This window comes from Enterococcus sp. 22-H-5-01 (assembly GCF_050310005.1).
Lineage (GTDB): Bacteria > Bacillota > Bacilli > Lactobacillales > Enterococcaceae > Enterococcus_A > Enterococcus_A hailinensis.
In genome coordinates this window covers 341,180-360,728 of the sequence record NZ_CP189993.1, presented here as the reverse complement: position 1 = coordinate 360,728, position 19,549 = coordinate 341,180, and the positions used below count along the sequence as shown (strand labels likewise).

The window sequence follows — 19,549 nt, the reverse complement described above, 5'->3', positions numbered from 1 at the left end:
TTTAGAGTCCTCCTTTTTTAATCCGAATCAATATTATGTGCCATCACAATATGACCAATTGGTCGAATTGGCCTAGGCATAACATTCGACGCAGTTACTTTTCCAATCTTTTTCGCTGCTTCCGCTCCAGCCTCAACCGCTGATTTTACTGCAGCTACATCTCCTTTAACCATAACAGTTACCAAAGTAGAGCCGACATTTTCATACGAAATTAAATTGACATCTGCTGCTTTTAACATCGTATCTGCTGCTTGGATTGCAGGAACCATACCAATTGTTTCTACCAATCCTAACGCTTCATCTCCGCGATACTCCATTGAATTAATCCTCTCCCAACTACATTCATTTTTGGTGTTTGATTTTTTTCTTGTTCGATAAGATAATGCTATCATGTAGTTAAAAAAGAAAATCGTAGATTTGATAGATGATTTTGTACTATTGCAACCGATTTCTTTATTGTAAATTGGATAATTTATAGTTTTTTGCACAATTGATAGATAAGAAAAAATAGAATTATTTTGGGCATTTTTTGTAGTTAATTGTCATTGACTTTTTTTCTAATTTTTTTTGAAGTATACTATTCTCGTAAACATGACAATGATAAGGTTTGACCTGAGAAAGAAGTTGATGAGATGAATATACCGATAATAAAAAATAATTCGTATGAGAAGTATCAAGCAGAATCCACACAATTAATTACTCAAATTTTACGTTCTTTTTTTAAGGATGAAACCTTGGAATTTGATCGTTCCTGCTTTGTCGGTGGATTGACCAACTATAATTATGCGGTCAAGATACATGGAGAAAAGTATGTTATTCGTCAACCTGGCCCATTTACTGATATTATGATTGATCGAAAAATAGAAGAGTTCAATACAAGTATCGTAGCAGCCCTTCCCATTAACTCTGACTGTATTTTTTTTGATGCTAAAACAGGAATCAAAATTAGTCGGATGATTCCAAATAGCTTTAATTTAGCACAAGTAAATCCTACATCTTCTAAACATTTAAAAGATGTCACTAATATAATGAAAAAAGTGCATACAATGCCTCGTTTGTTTAATAATATTTTTTGTTGGAAAAGTGAATTGAAGAAGTATGAAGAAGTTGTCTCGATGGTTCATGGGGTTTTCTTTTTTGATTACATTAGTTTAAAAGAGAAAGCCTTAGCTTTTTGCGAAGAAAATATTTGTGATGTTGAACTTGTTCCTTGTCATAATGATACTGTTCCAGAGAATTTTCTTTTAGACGAACATGATAACTGCTATTTGATTGATTGGGAATATTCTGGCTTGAATGATTTAAATTTTGATTTAGCAGCTTTTATCGTAGAAACACGGTTGAATCGACTTGAAATCGAAGAATTACTAAATAATTATTATGAAAATAATATTCCTAACGATGCTATTAAAAAAATCAAATCTTATATCCTAATTCAAGATTTATTATGGACCGTGTGGGCCATTATCCGTCATTATTCAGGAGAAAATTTTGCAGATTACTGTGAACTCCGCTATGAACGTTTCCGTAGAAATACACTCAAACTAGCTGAAGATACAAACTATCCTTTATATAAAATGGTGGAATTTGAAAATTAAATATTGATGAACCGCATAAATAGCCCGGCAAAATCTTCCTTCGATTTGCCAGGCTATCTCCCTAATTAAGCACTATTTTTTATAAAAATTTTTTTCTTTTTAAAATTTCCTTTGCTCGATCGATTTTTTCGTCATTGACTAAAACAATTGGACCGGTACACCCCATACCGCTCTCCGCATAAATATCGACTTCCCATAAAGTATAAACCGCTTCTTCTAATTCCATAATTTCAATTCCTGAAATCTCACAGGTTACGATTTCTTTTGGTGGCATCGTTCTCTCTTTTGTTTCTGTTATTTGCGATGCAGTTAATTCCTCACAAATATTTTTTAATTCTGCTTGTTGCGCCTTGCTATATTCAATTTGACTTACTTTTGCTAATTTACCTTTGGCTAGTTCATAAGCATATTCTAAAGCATTCGCAATGACTGGTGCGCCGCTTGCTCGAGAAATAATGCAGATATTTCTTTCATAGTTACGTCCAATACCAGGACCATACCCAGAACCACCTGTTTCGTAATTACCGCCGCTTGTATAAGCAGAAAAAAGTTTCATTAAGATATTTCCTGTTAGGCTGTCACAGACAACTACGTCGACACTACCTAGCAATAAATCGTTTCCTCGCAGTACTTTCCCTCCATCCTCACGTTGACTTTCACCAAATAGGATCTCATATCCATTTTCTTTCAATGTGGTCAACGCGCGTTCGACAGTTTTCGCTCCTTCAACATTCAAAATACCAATTGTCGGCTTTTTGATCCCTGTCGCTTTAGCAGCAACGATTCCATTAATCGCATTCAATACCATCGCTTCATTTCGATTACTGCTGGTCGTCCCAGTCGTCGTAGCAATAAATAATTCTTTACCTAATGCTGGTGTAACGACTTTACCGACCGTTGAAACACCGATTGGGAAATTATAGTGCAGTGTCACACAACCTTGGATTTCTCCACTATCTAACAACTCCTCCATCAAAGTAGCTGCTTCTTTTTGGCATTCATTCGTTGAATAATGGATAAATTCATCTGTCCAATCCATTTCCGGACCAATCAACACTAGATCAAACAAATTTTTTTGTTTGATGATATTTGCTGCTTCACACATCACTTCAGTTCCTAATTCACTGCCTTCAATCGTTAAGCCTATTTTGATTTTTGCTCCCATTCGGCCTGTTTCTAAACCAGTCGCTAAATCTTCAAAAACTTTTTTCACAGTTTGTTTCACTTGTTCAGACATCGAAACATCTCTATTCCAGAGTAAGATTGGCTGCAAAACTTCTTAAGGCTTGTGCCACTTCTTTTTTGACCAATTCTTCTACATCTTGTTGATTCTCTTCGGAAATATTTCCATTGTTTCGTTCGATCAAAATCGAGACACCATCAAATAAATTAGTCATTCTTCCCAAGAATAAGGAACCCTTACCAACGATCATCGCCCGCTTTTTATTTCCGCTAACTAGATCTTCGGTTGCAAAACCTAAATAAGGAATACCGCTTGGAATATGCCCTTGAGTGGGCGCCCAGCCAACAAGTGACTTTTCATTCACAAAATTCATTAATTCTTTTTTCTCGATATCTTTACGTAAGACACCAATGGCACCAATCATTTTCAGATTTGCTAATGGTACATCTCCTGCTCCAGCTGGTTTGGTAATATCAGGATTTTGCATTTCTACTGAATAGACATCGATATCATTGATCGTTAATTGTCCTTTATCTAATACACTTGCTATTAATGCTGTTGTGACTGCTTGTGGACTAGAACCACTGCCAACTTCATGCTTTCCAGTCATATCATGCCGTAAAACCGGATGTTTACCATCATTTCCAGTGATTAACGCAGCAAATCCGCCTAAAACATCCTCTAGGATCGGCATTTCTTTTCCAACGTGAGATTTCCCGTTCATCCCTAATTTAGCTGTAGCACCTCCGGCTACTAATACTACATTTTTATGCGTACCCGAAGCTACCAAAGCAGCAGCCGTAATCAATGCATGGGTGGGACCGGCGCAAAAACTTCGGATATCAGAACCTGTTGCATGAATACATCCGCATAGCTCAGCAATTGATTTAGCAAAATTGCCTCCGCCACGCTGGTTCATATCCCCACAAGCTTCCTCACTGCATTCAATCACATAATCAATTTCTTTAGGATCAATATTTTGCTTTGCAATAAGCTGGCGCAATGCCAAAACTCCACTAGCTTTAACTACCAAATTTTCTAACATTACATGAGCATTCAAATTTACATCGATTTGATGTGCTGGACTGACACAACCAACTAAATGACGCTCGAAATAAAGACCTTCAGCATGATTTTCAGCCACTTCTTTTTCAACCCATACACTGCTTTTGCCAACTTTGATTTTATGGCTGTCTTCAGCAAATAGTAAATGTTCACCTAAAGCTTCACGAACTTTTTCTGCAAATGATTCTTCTAAATGAACCAATTCGAAAACATCCACGATTTGCAACAAACCATAAAATTCGATTTCTGGCACGATTTCCCCAAATTTCCCATCACGAGTCCCAACAAAAGGCTTCCCTACCCAAGGTTGAGGTAACGCTTTCAATTCTTCGTAGCTTAAATTTCCAATAAAGGTTTGGTTTGGAGCATAGTTCACCACTTCTTCAAAATTTCGCAAATTATCATATAGATTGGCTAAATAAGGACTGTCTGGAGTCGTAATTTTTTCCGTGGTCTGAGTTGTCCCATTGTGTTCAATCATATCAGGGGTATGGACTAAAACGTAACTTGCTCCTCTTAAAGTAGAATAATTCATCTGTGTACCACCTTAAATATATTTTTGAATCATTGTTTCAATCGCTTCTTTTGTGCAGTCATCCTTTGCAATTTCTGCGACTTTTTCCCCATGATGATAAATCGAGATGACGGGCAGACCTAAAATTTTTTGTTGGATACAAAAACGGCGCACTTTTTTTTGAGAAGTATTAAATTTAGTAAAGCGAATTTTATCTCCATATTCGGTATACAATGCTTCTACATCTGGCATGAGCGCTAAACAATTCTCACAACTCTCGCCCCACCAATCTACTAGAACTGGTGCTTTTTGTCCTAAGACTCCTTCTTCGAAACTCTCTACTGTTAATTCAATCATGCCATTGAAACCTCCCGTTTTACTTTTTCAACATATTTTTGTGCTGAAAATGCCGCTGTAGCACCATCACCAGAAGCTGTTATCACTTGACGTAATACTTTAGGACGCATATCGCCAGCTGCAAATACACCTGGTATCGGTGTGGACATTGTCTCATCAGTAATCATGTAGCCATAGTCATTCAATGGTACTTTTCCCACATAAAGTTTTGTACTTGGCACATTTCCAATAAAAATAAAAATGCCAAATAAACCATCATCTTCATCTGCTTCGATCCGTGTAATTTCTCCTGATTTCGTATTTCGAATGGTCATTGCTTCTACCATCCCATCACCTTCGATACTCTCTACAATAGAATCAAAGATATAATCGATTTTATTGTTTGCTTTTGCTTGTTCAATCGCGATAGCATCTGCAGTCAACTGACTTAGATTTTGAATAATCGTAACTTTACGAGCAAATGTAGTGATGAACATTGCTTCCTCGACTGCAGAGTTTCCTCCGCCAATAACATAAACTTCCAGATCTTCAAAGAAAGCACCATCGCAAGTCGCACAGTAAGAAACACCTTTTCCAGCCAACTCACGTTCTCCTGGATAACCGATTTCTCTTGGAAAAGCACCATTTGCACAAATTACAGCGGACGCTTCATAAACTGAACCATCACTACAAACTACCTTTTTGATCGTCTCATCAAAAGTCAGATCGATCACTTCTTTTCGTAATTGGATTTCTGCTCCAAATTGTTCGGCTTGTTCTGCCATTCGTTGGATCAACTCCGGACCTGAAGTTTCTTGTTCAGTCAGTTTGATCGATCCTGGAAAATTAGCAATTTCATGTGTTGAGACAATCTGTCCACCTAATTTTGTTTTTTCTAAAAGCAATACTTTCAATCGCGCTCTAGCATTATAAATAGCAGCTGTAAGCCCTGCAGGTCCTCCACCAATAATGATCACATCGTACATTTTTTTCGCTCCTTTTTTAAACAAGTGTTTTTTATTTTTTTGTAGGAACTTCAATGATATAAATAGCAATTTCGCCTGAACGAAACTCGTTCAGGCAGAAATACTATTCAAACACTGTTTGATCGTCCACCGGTACTGTCATTGCATTCAAAGCTTTTTCAACGATGCTACGGCGGATTTTTTTCTCTTCATTCAAACTAAGATTAGGATTTCCTAATGGATGAGGAATCGCAATTGCTGGAACAATTCTATTTGCGCCAACCGTTTGCGAGATTGGAACGACTGTACAGATATGAATAACAGTCAAACCTGTTTTTTCAATTTCTTTTACCATCGTTGCACCGCAACGTGTGCAGGTTCCTCAGGTGGAAGTCAAAATCACTGCATCGACTCCATCTGCTACCAATTTTTGTGCAATTTCTGCCGCATATTTTTTGGCGTTAGCAACTGCTGTACCATTTCCTACTGTAGTATAGAAAAAATCATGCAAGCTTCCGATCACACCTGTTTGTTCCATTTCTCTTACTATATCTAGGGGCAATACTCGGTTAGGGTCTTGATTTGCATAGACAGGATCATACCCGCCATGAGCAGTTTCATAAGCAGCTGCTGCAAAAGTATCTAGCGATTCAATTGGATACATGCCATATTTTGATGCGCTACTAGATTCAATTCGATCTGGATTTCCTTTGGGAACGATACCTCCGGAAGTTACCAAAGCAATTTTTGCTTTGGATAAATCGTAGATAGGTTTTGCCGGAGCTACATTATCAAACTCTGGCATTGGGTATTCTGTTATAAAATCTTGTTTCTTTAATTTCTTAACTAACATATCTACAGCCCGTTCAGAGCCACGTTTTTCCGCTTGGAAATTTTTACGATAACGAATGAAATAGTTATCTTTTTCTGGTGAGACACACTCACCTTTTAATAGCTTCAATGCTAGATGCGCTAAAAATGGAACAGCTTTTCGCATTCCTGCTGCACTGTTTCTTGTAGGGACAATATATGCCCCTTTCTTGTACATGTCTACACCGGGATTTTCTTCATACATCCCAGTGACAGCCGGAATTTTTAATTCTGACATGACTGCCTGAACAACTTCCCCACAAGCAATTCCGTAGCGTCCAGCATTAAATGCCGGACCGGCGATTACAATGTCGGGATTGAATTGTTTGATTCGTTCCAATACATCTGTTTTAGCACTATCCAAATTTTCATTGAAAAAACTATCCCCGCAAACGACAGTACCGACGATTTCAGCTTCTTCACCAAATGAATTCATAAAAGCAAGTCCCGGCCCTACTACTTTTTCTTCAGAGAATGGTCGGATGTCTGCTTTTTCTTCACCACCAATTCCAGCATAGAATTGATTGATATAGTGAACAACTCTATATTTAGTCATAAGACACTCCCTTACAATTAATATTTGGAGTATTGATTCCTCATTTCAGAAACTTCTTCAATGATGTCATCAATATCTAAAACCATCTCCATCATGCCGATTTGCTCTTCAAAAACATCTGCAGCAACAACTTCTTTAAACTCTGGCTCTACAGCGTGATATACAGCTAAACCTAGCTGTTCATTGGTTAATGGACCGGCAAACGTAGGATCACCATTCGTTACAGTTTCTGCAGCTAATCCTGCTGCTTCTCCTTCAGCAGCTCCAATAAGAATAACGACATTTTCTGCGCCGAATGTATCAGCCGCTTCTTTTACTCTACGTTGATTTTCTAAGTCCATTGCACCAGCGGCCGTTCAGACGAAACATTCTGTTGATGAGAATATTACCTCTGCTCCGGTTCCTGCGATACAAGCTTCAATTGCTTGCCCTGGAATACCATCACGGTCGCCGATCACTAAGACTTTTTTATTGTTTAATTCTAAAGTCATTAGTTATTCCTCCCTATTTTTATTGTTAAATGCCTTTGGCTGACATTTTATTAAAACCAAGTTCATTTGTTGCACCGGTAATTGCCTGGATTTCAACTTCAATCGATCCATCTTCTTTCAAGCTGCCATCAAAGCCGCCTGCAATGACATCGATATAATCTAATTGCCCAATCAAACGATCCATCTTCGGTAATCGGATCGTTTCATTTGCATTTCCGCCTGTCACAACTGCGGTTGCTAATTTATCTGCATCTGCTAGCGACTGACTAGCACCATCTCTACCAGCATATTCATCTGTGACAATAACTGTTTTGATTCCTTTTTCTTCGACTTTTTTACAATTCATAATTAAATCAGTGTCTGGATTTCCAAATCCTTCTTGTGAAATAATGACACCGTCTAAACCTAAATACTCGCTTAATTTTGCAACAAAGTCACTTGAACGATGTTTATCTTGTAAATAGACTGTTTCATTTGTGACTATTACTCCTAAAAAATTCAGCTCTTTCCCATGCTTCTTATACAAATCAGCAATTACTGGGTTATTTAAATGATGATAAGTAGTATTTTTATCACAAGCGGAAACACAATTTCCACTAATGATCGCTCCATTCATCACTTCAGTTGGATATAAAATCGTTGGGACAATATGTTTGGCATCTGTACCATAGACATACGTGTCATGAAGTAGCCCTTGTGTTTGCAGCATATAGACATAACCCACTTTGGGTAACTCAGGATATTGTTGAATTTGATCTAGTAATGGTAAGGTTTCAAAAATATCAATGGTATCAGGAACGATATTTTTACCAAATTTCCCAATATAATCTGCCACTTTTAATCCGGCAAAGCGGGCTGATTCTTCGTATAAATGTGGCGATAATCCTTCTTGAGGTTTTAAGACTAAGCAAATTTCAATCAATTGAGAAAAAGGTGTCAGTTCAGCGCCCGGACCTTGCATATCGACGATTCCCTCTTGAAAACCAACGATTTTTCCGACCGTCATCACTCCACAACCTTTTAAAACATGCGTCCGTCCACTACCGACAACATCGACTTTATTTATGTCTCCTGGAAATACCCCCGTAGACGAACCAACTTTACATCTTGGTTCAATCACATCCTTGACTGGTGTAATCCGAATACTCTCTCCAGGATTAGCGATTTCAATCTCACAACTCTTTAAACGATCATCAGATAAAACTAATTCTTTAATTTTAATTGGATCAATAAATAATATTCCAGTTTCAATTTTCTCTTCTTGGGACAAAACAACTTTTTTAATCTCAATAGTTCCAAGTTCAAGCTTCATGCATTCACCTCAGTTCTAGTTAGTTGAAAGTCGCTGAACACTTAAATCATCACCCCCATTCTGCTCAACTTACTTTGTACGATATAAAAGTCTACAAAAGCAAAATCATGCAGTATGCTTAAAGACCAATTAGGCCGCTGCTTATTTTTGATAAATTTTTCATAGACAGATATCGCAGATTCAATATATTCTAAACTCTCGATATGAATAGATTGAGAGTTGGTCTCTATTAAAAAAATAGTTTTATAATACGTTTCATTCGGTTTGATACTGCCACTCAATGGATGAGTCAATAAAGAGCTATGCTTTTCCACAACTGATTTTTTTACTGCCATTAACACATCTCCATAAGAACCTTCGACAAAATGGATGCCAATTAGTTGACCGATGTTTTCTTTTATCTTTGGATTATTTGTGATAATGAACACTTCTTTGTCACCCTTTCAATTGTTACTTACTTCACATAACAGGCATTAAGCCTATTTAGAATTTTTTACACATAACTAAAGGGCAACAGCAGCATTTGCCGTTGCCCCTGTCACTAACCTGAGAGATTCACCTTTTTGAGGTTTGCTCCATCGGTGCATTACTGCTCTTCAGAGGTTTATAAGATTACGGTCCATTTACCTGAGATGTTCATCATAAAGTTAGCAGCTTTACAACTTATACCTTCGGTGACAAATTTTTGTACTCTCCCGCAATCAGAAAAAAATATTCGTAAACGCTTTCTACGATTTAAATGTTAGCAACTCCAAGAAATGATTACAAACCAACTTTTTTTAGATTTTTTAAGCGATTGAAAACCTAGCTAATTAAAAATTAATTGCTAAGGAATAAATTTTTACTATAAATAAATTGTTTGATCGACACAATATGAAAAATCTTTTTTTATTTTCTCCGATAAACGTCAATTATTGTTTTCAAACAAAAAAACTGATACCGCTCATTTGCGTATCAGTTTAACCAATATTTATTGAATTTTTTTCAGTAACTTCTTTAATTGCGCTTGCTCATCTTCAGCTAATCCATCGATTACATGCTGATTTAAATCATCAAATATTTTTCGAATTTCTTGAGTCAGCTCTAAGCCTTGTTCCGTTAAAAATAAATTTTTTTGGCGTTCGTTATCCTCAGGTATCTTACGTTCTATATAAACTTTTTTTTCTAGAACTTTTAAAATATTAGTAACCGTAGCGTCTTGTTTCCCAAGATAGTTAGCCAATTTTTTTTGAATAACACCAGGATTAAAGCCAATATAATTTAGAGCTCGTGCTTGATGAGCCGTCAGACCAAGTTTTTTTAATCTTGTGTCAATAAATTCTTGCTGCATTAAATTTACTAAATAAATATTTTCTGATAATGTATCTTGATTTGTTTTCATCATAACCACCTTTTCTTTTATCATAACATAAAAGAACAAGTTTAACTTTTATTTGCAACTGTTTTATTGACAAATAAATCAACGAAGCGTATCATCCGTTTAAAGTTGTAAATACAAGTTTAAAACGGAAAGTTGGTAAAATAATGGATAAAAGAATTGTTTTAATTACTGGAAGTAGTACGGGTTTAGGTCTTACTACGGCTGTTCGCTTAAAGAAAATGGGTTATACCATTTATATTACTTCCAGAACTGTGGAGAAAGCTAAAAAAGTTGCTGAAGAAATAGGAACTTCCTATGTAGCTTTAGATGTAACTGATGAGGAATCGGTCGTTAAAGCAGCTGAATCGATCAAAACAAAAGAAGGAAGGATCGATATTTTAATCAATAATGCAGGGATTCCCGGGGGCTATAGTAAACCTGCAGAAATCGATGCTGCAGCAATGAAAAATGTATTTGATACGAATGTTTTCGGTTTAGTGTCTGTCACACATCACTTTTTATCACTTCTGGAAAAATCTAGTTTTCCAGTTATTGTAAATATCAGCAGTGGTTTAGGTTCGTTTGGACAAGTTCAAAATCCTGATAAAATTGAATCAAAAGTTAATTCATTAGCTTATAGTTCTTCTAAAGCTGCTGTCTCGATGCTGACAGTTCAATATGCAAAAGGATTGCCAAATATCAAAGTCAATGCCGTTGATCCCGGTCCGACAAATACAGGTGAAAACTTTAGCAACGGCATCCAAACACTCGAAGAAGGCTCTGATGCTATCGTAAAATTAGCAACAATTGATCCAACTGGTCCAACTGGTTGCTTCTTCAATCGCGATGGTATTATCCCTTGGTAGACGAATAAAAGACTAGAGAAATCAGTTGATTTCTCTAGTCTTTTTAGTGATATTCTGACAATTGCTCTTGAAACCATTGTAGATTTACTTGATGATGGCGTTTTGAATTTTCCATCATTTGAATAAACGGCTTTCGTAAATTACCCGGATTCTTCAACGATTCCTCGATTAAACCAATTTTTTCTTTTGTTTGTTCAATCTGCGCTTCTAATAAGCCAATCATATTATCCGAACTAGTTTCCTCTGCAAAAAGCATTGGCGTATAAAAAGAGAAAGTGATCACATCGTTTTTATGACCATATTTCAAAAAAAGGTGCTCAAATTCCTGCTCTCCTTTTTTAGTAATCACATAACGATTTTTTTCTTTTTCCGCGGTTTCGCTTGAGACTCGCTCTAACAAGCCTTTTTCTTCTAATTGCTGTAAATTGTAATAAAAAGATCCTTTAGTAAAACGGACAAAATATTGAAAATAGCTAGCTTCCATATATGCCAATAACTCATAGCCATAAGACGCCGGTTTTTCTTTTAGCAGACCTAAAATCAATAATGGAATCATTCGCTTGATATCTCGCCAAATTTAGTCATAAAGGTCTGAAAGTCTAATTCGCCTAATGCAAAACCGCGACTTAAACGATAAATTTTTTCATTCTTTGTTTGTTGGCGGGCATATATTTGGGATAACTGTTTTTCTTCATTTTCTAAAGCTTGAAGTACGTCTATTTTTTTGCTGAAAGCTTCATAATAGCGTATTCCGAATCTACGTTGTGATACTGCATCGATATGAATACCGTCAGGGTTGGAAGTCAAACCTTCAGCACTCACAAGGTAACAATTTTCATCCTCTGCGACTACTTTTTTTATTTCAGAATTAATTTCTTGATACTCCGTTGCACTTAAGCCAAATCCGCTTTTCCCTAAAAATTCAGGAAGTTCTCCTACAATAATCGGTAAATCGGGCAAGTCTAACTCACTTCTAAAATGAGCAAAAACAGCTGCTAATTTTTCTGCATAAACTTCGTGCAAACCATTTAAACTATCATTTTCACCTTGATGCCATAAAATCCCGATCAATTCGCTAGTTTCCATCGCAAATTTTGCTTCTGATAAGGCGTGACGAGTCAAGATTTGGTCATCAGCCCATTCCGCAATCGAGCTGCCCCCTTCTGCACAAGGGATCAAACCAATTTTTTCTTTAGGATGTTCGTTTGACCAAGCGGCTGCAAAAGAAGACGCTGGTCCTACTCCGGCTACTTCCCGATCAAAATGGATTGGTTCTGCCATCATTTGCCAGCGACCATTGCGTAACATTTCAATATTTTCATTATAAATAGTTGGTACATCCTTTAAAAAACCACGTCCGGCCATATTGGATTGACCAATCAATAAAATAGATTTCATATTTTCACTCCTCAATTACTTTGCTTGACACAATATAGTCTAGTTAGACTATATTGTCAAATAAAAAAATTCTTCTAAAAAGAAGAATTTTATTTTTGGGCTAGTAACTGATCGATTTCATAAAAATATTTTTTGCTGATTTCTTGATATTTATCATGATTCGCACGATTTACGCTGAAAATTTGTTTTGCATTTTCTCTCGGTAATTTCGGTTGTTCTAAAAGATAATATAATCCGAAAATCGGCTCATTTTCCACTGCATAGTAACAAGTAGTTCCGAAAATATCAGATGCTAATTCTCCCAATACAGCTGTTTGAAAAAAACCACCGCTAATCGATAATTCCTCGTTTGGTGCTACTAATTCAACTAAACGAGCTATGTTTAACAATAAACCTTCTATTATACTGCGAATCATATCATTTTTCCGATGCTGTAACGTTAACTCTTGAAATCCACCTGTAATATCATTAGACCAATAAGGCGCGCGTTCACCATTTAAAAAAGGCCAGAAACGAAGGTTCTTAGCTCCTACTTCAGTCTGCGCTAGAATATCGGGCAAACTAACAAAAAAATCGAGTGACTCACGTTCAAACTGCTCCGCTGCCCAATTCAAGACACAACCGCCATTGTTTGATGGCGCACCACAAACATAATAGTGTTCATTTAAATAATAACAAAAATTTTGTTTTCCGTAATTTAATCTAACATCAGATACTACTTGACGAACCGCCGCACTCGTACCAATCGTCAGGCTTGCACTTCTTCCTGTGCGATAAAAACTAGCATAGGCAGCCAATACACCGTCACTTGCACCTGCCATTACTTTAACTGACGATTTAAAATCAAATACCTGACAAATTTCTGGTAAGATTTCGAACAGTTGAGTAGGATCAGCCAGCTCACCTAATTGGGTTTCTTCAATTTTTAAATACGCTAGAATTTCATTACTCCATCGTTTTTTATGGATATCAAATAATCCAGTAGCAGAGGCGGTAGAATAATCGATCAGCGCTTTTCCAGTAAAGTAACGCAAAACTAATTCTTTAATGCCATACCAATGGATATTTTCTGGATAACCATTGCGAAGTGCTAATATTTTAGCAAATGGCGACATCGCATGAATTGGTGTACCAGAAATTGTATAAAATTGTTTTGCTTGATCTGTTTTTTTGAATGCTTCTATTGCCTCTGCTGCTTGAAAGTCTGACCACAAAAAAATTTGCTGGTACTCATTATCAGGCATCAAACTATGCATAGCCGTACTAAAAGCAATGGTTTCGATTTGCTGACGAAATATTATAGGAATAGTTAAAATAGCTTCTTTTAAGGTCATTAACAATTCGTGTCCCTTTTGATATTTTACGACAGCATCTCCATATGTCTGCAACATACTTTCACTAGCATATAGTACCTGATTATCTTGAATCACTCCGATTTTGATTGCTGTTGTTCCGATATCGATTCCTAAAAAAACTGACAAAAGCTTTCATCCTTTTCATGCTAAATAGTTTTATTTATTTTAGCACAAAACTTTAGAATCAATATAGATCTAGATTTTTATTCGGATAACGTTTTGCAACTCGATTGATTTCTAACTACTGACCAAAATTTTATAGTATTGGAGTCAAACTTATCCTACTGTTTCTTGGCTATCATAAATAGGCAGAGATATCATTGTTTCCTCAGCCCCGAAGAAAATGGTTTGAGTCGCGGTATCTACGCTTTCGATTTCTGACCATACTCCTTTTTTATTAGGATGGACATGATACATCGGAAAATTAGAAGAAGTAATGTCGAAGCGTAGTCTGGAACCCGCTTGTAAATTCCACGCAGTATCCCACAATCGGATATCTAACATAATTTTTTCATTAGGTGTATAGTCCAATAGATGATCTGATTCATTTCGTAATAAAATACTCGTTGCTCCATCAACAATATTAAGTGTTCGACCGTCTGAAAATTCTTCGCTGACTTTTACCATAAACGAAGTATCTGGTGCTGTAGTTTTAACACTCAATTTGATATCAATCGATCCCATGATCGTTGACGGCGTGTCCAGCGGTTCTGATTTAAAGACTAAAACATCGTTTCTATCCTCATATGTAGGTTGAAAACGCGGACCATGAGGTGTATGGCCGAGTTTTCCCATCCATGCTAACAAAGCATTTCCACCAACTGTTGTCACAGGATCCTTTGGATCATAAAGATAACTCGCTGATTCATTATCCCCAGCTGTTGGACACAAATTTCCGGCTTTAGCAGGATAGAACGCCATCGTATTAGTTTTTGGCGGCCAAGAATCGATTTCATGCCATTTTCCTTCACCGATAGCATAAATTTCAGATTTCAAAGGCTTATCCAACCCTTTTCCACGAAGCATCCGATCAAACCATTCAACCATCGATTTCACATGTGCTTCTCCATGTTTTTTACCATTCGGATAGGTTCTGTCGCCCGGAAAGTTTCCTACATGATCCCAAGGGCCGATCAAAATTTTACTTTTTTTTCGAATTTCTGGTCTTAATCCTTTGATTGCTGTCATAACACCTTCAACATTATGATCGAACCAACCTTCACCAATAAAAACCGGACGATCGATTTTAGCAGGCATTTCTAATAATGTCTGCCAAAAGCTATCTTGCCAATATGGATCATTCCGTTCAATCGTCGCGATAGGCTTTTGATAAAATGGTAATTTTTGACCTAATAATTTTTCATCAAATGTATTGTGCGGACGGATCGTTAATGCCTGATCATAAATTTGAGCTTCATTATCTGCCTTTACACCACCATTTTGGACAGCCCATGATGTATACATGTCATGTCTGAACATCCCATTCATATACATTTGAGAATAACGATTGATACCAAAACAATCAAGATAGGAAGTAATTACTTCTGCCGGCATTTTATCTGCTATGATCCACTGTGTATACGACATATACGAACCACCGTAAGTAGCAATTTTTTTATTATGCCAATTTTGTTTTACCAGCCAATTGATTGCATCGATTCCATCATTACGTTCATTTTGGAAAGGTTCATATGTTCCTTCAGATCCATTCGTACCACGACAGGCTTGGATTACTACCACATATCCTTGTTTGACAAAAGGCAGCATAACGGTTGGTTCCATTTCCCAAAATAAAGGATAAGGCGTTCTCGTATATAGACATGGCCAATTTTCACCTTTGTCAGGTACGATAACTTTTGTTTTTAATTTAGCCCCATCACGCAATTCGACATCTTCAATAAAATATCCTCCAACGTCGCAAACTGGATCAGGCATATCTGTCTGTCTAGCTGCTGACGATGCAGCGAACATAGGATTCATTTCAAATTTTTTTAATTTTTCAAGCATAAGGGATAGCTCCTTTTTATTGACCATTCATTATTTATATATAGAAATATTTTTATATTGATCACTTACATTGTTATACTAACAAACAAAGTTATATAATGAAAATCAATAATACTGATTAGTTATATCAATATAAATGATATCAAGGAGTGCTTATGTTAGATTTTAATTTAGAATATTATCGTGCTTTTTACTACGTTGCTCAATTAGGAAGTATTACCCGCGCAGCGAATGCTCTTTTTTTAGGCCAACCAACACTTACTCGATCCATACATTTATTGGAAGAAAGCTTAGATTGTCAACTGTTTATCCGAACAGCAAAAGGTATGACGCTGACAAAAGAAGGCGAGACATTATATCAACATGTCACTTTAGCATTTGAAGAACTGGTTCGTGGCGAACAAGAATTACAGAGACTCCTTAGTTTCCAAACTGGTACTTTGGATATTGCGGTCACAGAAACAGCATTACAATTTGTATTACTGCCAGTTATAGAAAAATTTATCAACAAATATCCAAATATAGACCTTCATATTACTGGTAGTTCAACTCCTGAATCAATTGATTTGCTGCGTCATGACAAAGCGGATTTTGCTTTGACAGGTTCACCCATTCTTGATGCATCAGGACTAGTCGTTACACCAATTAAACAATTTCATGACATCATTGTCGCTGGCGAAGCCTTTCGTAAATCTTTTGCTAATAACACCATTTCTATCACTGAATTACTCGATCAGCCTCTAGCAACAGTCGAAAAAGGAACAAGTGCTTTCAGTAATACAGAACGCTGGTTCCAAGAACAAGGAAGCCCCTTGGTACCTCATTTTAGCGTCCGAGCATTCAGTACTGTTTTCCAACTAGTTAAAAGTAACTTAGCTATCGGAATCCTTCCTGATATGTATGTGGAAAATGAGCTCCAATCAGGAGAATTCTTTCAAATAGAAACCGAACAGAAACCACCTTCTCGAGAAATTGTTCTAATCTACAAATCCGAAAAAAATTTATCTTTTTTATCAAAACAGTTTATTGAATTTCTTAAAGGAAATGAATTATAACTAGCGTGAAATAATTTACATCTATAAATAAACAAAAAACCTTCTACTTTATTAAAAGTAGAAGGTTTTTTGTTAAAAATTTGAAGTAAAATATTTTCTGCTATTTCTGAAAATTCTTGTTGAGTGCTAAGATATCTTTTTCTGTGGTACAGCAGCAACCACCAATCCACGTACAACCCAATTCAGCCCATTCTCTTGCTTGTGTAGTAAAAACCGAATTGTCAGTATGTTCATGACTCCAGGTTTTTGTTTCTGGATCATAATGTTCACCTGAATTAGGGTAAACAACCAATTCTTTTGTTGCTGCCGGTTTCAATATATTTATTGTTGGCGTTACTAATTCGGGGGCAACACAATTGATTCCATAAGCAATAATTTGCGGATTTTTTTCTAACAATGATTGGACATCTAAGAGAAGTGTCCCGTCACTAATATGCTGACTATCACTTAACGTACAGCTGACCCAAGCAATCGTTTTAGGAAATTCTTTTAACAACTCTAAAAGAACTTTTATCTCTTCTATATCAGGCATAGTTTCAATCGCTAATAGATCTACTCCTGCTTCCACTAAAACTTGAATCCGTTTCTTATGGAATTTAATCAATTCATCCTTACTGATTGCATAATTCCCACGATATTCGGAGCCATCTGCTAAATAGGCCCCATATGGACCAATTGATCCGGCGATCCATTTTTCTTGAGATCCAGATGAAGCTTTTTTAGCCTCTTGCGCAAGTAAAACCGATGATCGTAAAAAGTCAGTTGCCTCTTGTTCAGAATAATTCAATTCTTCGAAACCTTTGTAACTTGCTTGATAACTAGCTGTGATCGCAATGTTTGCGCCTGCATCAAAATATGATTGATGAACGGATTGAATTTTTTCTGGAGAATCAATCAATGCCTTTGCAGTCCAAAGACGATGATTTAAATTTGCATCTCTTTCCATTAACCCTTGAGACATTGAACCATCAATTAAAATAACTTCTTGTTCGCGCGCCCATTCTTTAAACATGTATATCGCTTCTTTCATCTTCAGAATAGTTAAACTTTTTCTTTAGAAAAAGTTCATGTGTTCCATAACAAACACCACAAAAAATCACACCTATAATTAAACCTATTCGCTGGCTAGGATCAAAAGCGATACCTACCATAGAAATCAGGCATAAAATAATCACCAACCATGGGACTATTGGGTACCAAGGTGTTTTGTACGAAAGATCTGCTACTTTCCCACCATTTTTTATATATTGTTTTCGAAAGTTCAATTGTGACCAACCAATACTTAGCCAAACTGCCACAACAGCAAAACCGGAAATAGAAACTAAAGCAAGATAAACTGTATCCGCCGCATAAAAACTTGAGAATAATGATAAAAAACCGCCTAAAATTGTTAAGAATAAGCCGTAGATAGGCAGTCCTCTTTTACTTAATTTAGAAAATATTTTTGGCAGAGTACCTGCATTTGACATAGACCAAAGCATTCTTGATGCACCATAAACTCCGGAATTGGCACCCGATAAAATCGCAGAAATAAGGATAAAATTCATGATGTCTGCCGCATATGGAATCCCCAAGCTAGAAAGAATATGGGTGAATGGACTTTCATTTAATGCAGCAGATGATTGAGGCAATAGTGCTCCAATTACTATTATTGTTCCAATGAATAAAACAACCAATATGATAATTGTACGAATAATTGCTTTCGGAATATTTTTTTTCGGATTATCGGTTTCTCCAGCGGCTACACCAATCAATTCCGTTCCAGAAAATGCAAAGTTAGCAGATAAGATGGCTAAGAAAACTGCTCCAACTCCCGAGGGAAAAACTCCATTCGCTGTAAATTCCTTAAAAAATGGCGCGGGATTCGTATTAGAAATCGGCAAAATACCAAAGATTCCGGCTACTCCTAAAATCAAAAAAATAGCTAAAGCAATTACTTTGATAAAGGACATCCAAAATTCACTAACCGAAAACCAACGAATATCAATAATATTAGAAAGGAGAATGATCATTACAAAAATTAAACACCAGACCCAAATAGCAACATCAGGGAACCAGCGCTTCATCAAAATCCCGATCGTAATAAATTGAGAACCTAAAGAAACTGTCCAAGTCAGCCAGTATAGCCAAGCAATTAAAAAACCAGCACCTGGATTAATATACTTAGTCGCATAAGTATGAAAGGAACTAGTATTTGGTTCATGAACAGATAATTCACCCAGACACAACATAACTAAACTAACTAATACAGCACCCACGGCATAAGCGATGATCGTTCCTACTGCTCCAGCTGTCTGTATCAAATATCCTGTACTTAAAAATATTCCTGTTCCGATAACTCCTCCTAGTGACAACATAATTAAATGTTTTGCACTCATTTCACGAACGAAAGACTCATTCATCTGATTTCCTCCATTTTTCCTAAAACAGTTAACTAATTGATTTGTTAAGATACTTTTTGAACGGAAATACAGTGTATTACCTCGAAGTCTTTTATGTGAAAAAGGAAAAACTAAAAAATGGCTTAATTTATAAATTAAAACGATCTTTTCATTTATTCATCTTATTATTTTTTATACAACAGTTAATATGATAGGTAAATTTTAAAAAAATTAATT

Annotated in this window: 19 protein-coding genes and 1 riboswitch; of the genes, 3 read left to right on the top strand and 16 right to left on the bottom strand. The window is 36.3% G+C overall.

What is annotated here, in order from left to right:
- Window positions 1-17: 17 nt before the first annotated feature.
- Entirely contained in the window at window positions 18-317 is a 300-nt protein-coding gene (locus ACQKTA_RS01830) for a BMC domain-containing protein (RefSeq protein WP_427813965.1), read from the bottom strand.
- A 315-nt stretch (window positions 318-632) separates the two neighbouring features.
- On the opposite strand from ACQKTA_RS01830, the gene ACQKTA_RS01825 reads away from it, so the two are divergent.
- The gene (locus ACQKTA_RS01825; protein ID WP_427813964.1) at window positions 633-1,598 is read left to right on the top strand and encodes a phosphotransferase; all 966 of its coding nucleotides are present in this window, start codon (window positions 633-635) and stop codon (window positions 1,596-1,598) included.
- Window positions 1,599-1,677: 79 nt separating this feature from the next.
- Here the strand turns inward: ACQKTA_RS01825 and grdD are convergent, their stop codons facing one another.
- The 9 genes from grdD to ACQKTA_RS01780 all read right to left on the bottom strand — a co-directional run bounded on the left by grdD (window position 1,678) and on the right by ACQKTA_RS01780 (window position 10,271).
- Window positions 1,678-2,835 (bottom strand): glycine/sarcosine/betaine reductase complex component C subunit alpha, encoded by a 1,158-nt coding sequence (gene grdD / locus ACQKTA_RS01820; RefSeq protein ID WP_427813963.1) that lies wholly within the window; start codon window positions 2,833-2,835, stop codon window positions 1,678-1,680.
- A 10-nt stretch (window positions 2,836-2,845) separates the two neighbouring features.
- Window positions 2,846-4,381 (bottom strand): glycine/sarcosine/betaine reductase complex component C subunit beta, encoded by a 1,536-nt coding sequence (gene grdC, locus ACQKTA_RS01815; RefSeq protein WP_427813962.1) that lies wholly within the window; start codon window positions 4,379-4,381, stop codon window positions 2,846-2,848.
- 12 nt (window positions 4,382-4,393) lie between these two features.
- Complete coding sequence (gene trxA, locus ACQKTA_RS01810) at window positions 4,394-4,717, bottom strand: thioredoxin TrxA (RefSeq protein WP_427813961.1); 324 nt, start codon at window positions 4,715-4,717, stop codon at window positions 4,394-4,396.
- The gene (locus tag ACQKTA_RS01805; protein ID WP_427813960.1) at window positions 4,714-5,682 is read right to left on the bottom strand and encodes an NAD(P)/FAD-dependent oxidoreductase; all 969 of its coding nucleotides are present in this window, start codon (window positions 5,680-5,682) and stop codon (window positions 4,714-4,716) included. Before ACQKTA_RS01805 ends, trxA begins: the two co-directional genes overlap by 4 nt.
- 103 nt (window positions 5,683-5,785) lie before the next feature.
- Window positions 5,786-7,087, bottom strand: coding sequence for a glycine reductase complex selenoprotein B (grdB, locus tag ACQKTA_RS01800; RefSeq protein ID WP_427813959.1), 1,302 nt, complete (start codon window positions 7,085-7,087; stop codon window positions 5,786-5,788).
- A gap of 17 nt (window positions 7,088-7,104) precedes the next feature.
- A complete protein-coding gene (grdA, locus tag ACQKTA_RS01795; protein ID WP_427813958.1) occupies window positions 7,105-7,578 on the bottom strand; it encodes a glycine/sarcosine/betaine reductase complex selenoprotein A in 474 nt (157 codons plus the stop codon).
- A gap of 25 nt (window positions 7,579-7,603) precedes the next feature.
- Window positions 7,604-8,890: a glycine/sarcosine/betaine reductase component B subunit gene (locus ACQKTA_RS01790; RefSeq protein WP_427813957.1), complete on the bottom strand. Its 1,287-nt coding sequence runs from the start codon at window positions 8,888-8,890 to the stop codon at window positions 7,604-7,606.
- Between the two features lie 41 nt (window positions 8,891-8,931).
- A complete protein-coding gene (locus ACQKTA_RS01785) occupies window positions 8,932-9,318 on the bottom strand; it encodes a GrdX family protein (RefSeq protein ID WP_427813956.1) in 387 nt (128 codons plus the stop codon).
- A 177-nt stretch (window positions 9,319-9,495) separates the two neighbouring features.
- A riboswitch (glycine riboswitch) is annotated at window positions 9,496-9,598 on the bottom strand.
- Between the two features lie 262 nt (window positions 9,599-9,860).
- Window positions 9,861-10,271 carry a MarR family winged helix-turn-helix transcriptional regulator gene (locus ACQKTA_RS01780; protein ID WP_427813955.1) on the bottom strand — a complete coding sequence of 137 codons (411 nt, stop codon included), beginning with the start codon at window positions 10,269-10,271 and terminating at the stop codon, window positions 9,861-9,863.
- Between the two features lie 143 nt (window positions 10,272-10,414).
- Here ACQKTA_RS01780 and ACQKTA_RS01775 point away from each other — a divergent pair, with 143 nt between their 5' ends.
- Window positions 10,415-11,116 carry an SDR family NAD(P)-dependent oxidoreductase gene (locus ACQKTA_RS01775; RefSeq protein ID WP_427813954.1) on the top strand — a complete coding sequence of 234 codons (702 nt, stop codon included), beginning with the start codon at window positions 10,415-10,417 and terminating at the stop codon, window positions 11,114-11,116.
- 43 nt (window positions 11,117-11,159) lie between these two features.
- Here the strand turns inward: ACQKTA_RS01775 and ACQKTA_RS01770 are convergent, their stop codons facing one another.
- From ACQKTA_RS01770 to ACQKTA_RS01755, 4 genes are all read right to left on the bottom strand, one after another.
- The gene (locus ACQKTA_RS01770; protein ID WP_332581048.1) at window positions 11,160-11,672 is read right to left on the bottom strand and encodes a PadR family transcriptional regulator; all 513 of its coding nucleotides are present in this window, start codon (window positions 11,670-11,672) and stop codon (window positions 11,160-11,162) included.
- Window positions 11,669-12,514, bottom strand: a complete 846-nt coding sequence (locus ACQKTA_RS01765) for a sialate O-acetylesterase (RefSeq protein ID WP_427813953.1) — start codon at window positions 12,512-12,514, stop codon at window positions 11,669-11,671. The genes ACQKTA_RS01770 and ACQKTA_RS01765 overlap by 4 nt, the downstream gene beginning before the upstream one ends.
- 89 nt (window positions 12,515-12,603) lie before the next feature.
- Window positions 12,604-13,995 carry a gluconokinase gene (locus tag ACQKTA_RS01760; protein ID WP_427813952.1) on the bottom strand — a complete coding sequence of 464 codons (1,392 nt, stop codon included), beginning with the start codon at window positions 13,993-13,995 and terminating at the stop codon, window positions 12,604-12,606.
- A gap of 150 nt (window positions 13,996-14,145) precedes the next feature.
- Window positions 14,146-15,876: a CocE/NonD family hydrolase gene (locus ACQKTA_RS01755; RefSeq protein WP_427813951.1), complete on the bottom strand. Its 1,731-nt coding sequence runs from the start codon at window positions 15,874-15,876 to the stop codon at window positions 14,146-14,148.
- A gap of 155 nt (window positions 15,877-16,031) precedes the next feature.
- Here ACQKTA_RS01755 and ACQKTA_RS01750 point away from each other — a divergent pair, with 155 nt between their 5' ends.
- Window positions 16,032-16,931, top strand: coding sequence for a LysR family transcriptional regulator (locus ACQKTA_RS01750; protein ID WP_427813950.1), 900 nt, complete (start codon window positions 16,032-16,034; stop codon window positions 16,929-16,931).
- 100 nt (window positions 16,932-17,031) lie between these two features.
- On the opposite strand, the gene mmuM is transcribed toward ACQKTA_RS01750, so the two are convergent.
- Window positions 17,032-17,943 (bottom strand): homocysteine S-methyltransferase, encoded by a 912-nt coding sequence (mmuM, locus tag ACQKTA_RS01745; protein ID WP_427813949.1) that lies wholly within the window; start codon window positions 17,941-17,943, stop codon window positions 17,032-17,034.
- Window positions 17,936-19,333, bottom strand: a complete 1,398-nt coding sequence (locus tag ACQKTA_RS01740; protein ID WP_427813948.1) for an amino acid permease — start codon at window positions 19,331-19,333, stop codon at window positions 17,936-17,938. Before ACQKTA_RS01740 ends, mmuM begins: the two co-directional genes overlap by 8 nt.
- Window positions 19,334-19,549: the final 216 nt, after the last annotated feature.

Bases quoted from the DNA above. Each gene is read 5' to 3' on its own strand.
- ACQKTA_RS01830 (WP_427813965.1), bottom strand. From the start codon at position 317: ATGGAGTATCGCGGAGATGAAGCGTTAGGATTGGTAGAAACAATTGGT.
- ACQKTA_RS01825 (WP_427813964.1), top strand. From the start codon at position 633: ATGAATATACCGATAATAAAAAATAATTCGTATGAGAAGTATCAAGCA.
- grdD (WP_427813963.1), bottom strand. From the start codon at position 2,835: ATGTCTGAACAAGTGAAACAAACTGTGAAAAAAGTTTTTGAAGATTTA.
- grdC (WP_427813962.1), bottom strand. From the start codon at position 4,381: ATGAATTATTCTACTTTAAGAGGAGCAAGTTACGTTTTAGTCCATACC.
- trxA (WP_427813961.1), bottom strand. From the start codon at position 4,717: ATGATTGAATTAACAGTAGAGAGTTTCGAAGAAGGAGTCTTAGGACAA.
- ACQKTA_RS01805 (WP_427813960.1), bottom strand. From the start codon at position 5,682: ATGTACGATGTGATCATTATTGGTGGAGGACCTGCAGGGCTTACAGCT.
- ACQKTA_RS01790 (WP_427813957.1), bottom strand. From the start codon at position 8,890: ATGAAGCTTGAACTTGGAACTATTGAGATTAAAAAAGTTGTTTTGTCC.
- ACQKTA_RS01780 (WP_427813955.1), bottom strand. From the start codon at position 10,271: ATGAAAACAAATCAAGATACATTATCAGAAAATATTTATTTAGTAAAT.
- ACQKTA_RS01775 (WP_427813954.1), top strand. From the start codon at position 10,415: ATGGATAAAAGAATTGTTTTAATTACTGGAAGTAGTACGGGTTTAGGT.
- ACQKTA_RS01770 (WP_332581048.1), bottom strand. From the start codon at position 11,672: ATGATTCCATTATTGATTTTAGGTCTGCTAAAAGAAAAACCGGCGTCT.
- ACQKTA_RS01765 (WP_427813953.1), bottom strand. From the start codon at position 12,514: ATGAAATCTATTTTATTGATTGGTCAATCCAATATGGCCGGACGTGGT.
- ACQKTA_RS01755 (WP_427813951.1), bottom strand. From the start codon at position 15,876: ATGCTTGAAAAATTAAAAAAATTTGAAATGAATCCTATGTTCGCTGCA.
- ACQKTA_RS01750 (WP_427813950.1), top strand. From the start codon at position 16,032: ATGTTAGATTTTAATTTAGAATATTATCGTGCTTTTTACTACGTTGCT.
- mmuM (WP_427813949.1), bottom strand. From the start codon at position 17,943: ATGTTTAAAGAATGGGCGCGCGAACAAGAAGTTATTTTAATTGATGGT.
- ACQKTA_RS01740 (WP_427813948.1), bottom strand. From the start codon at position 19,333: ATGAATGAGTCTTTCGTTCGTGAAATGAGTGCAAAACATTTAATTATG.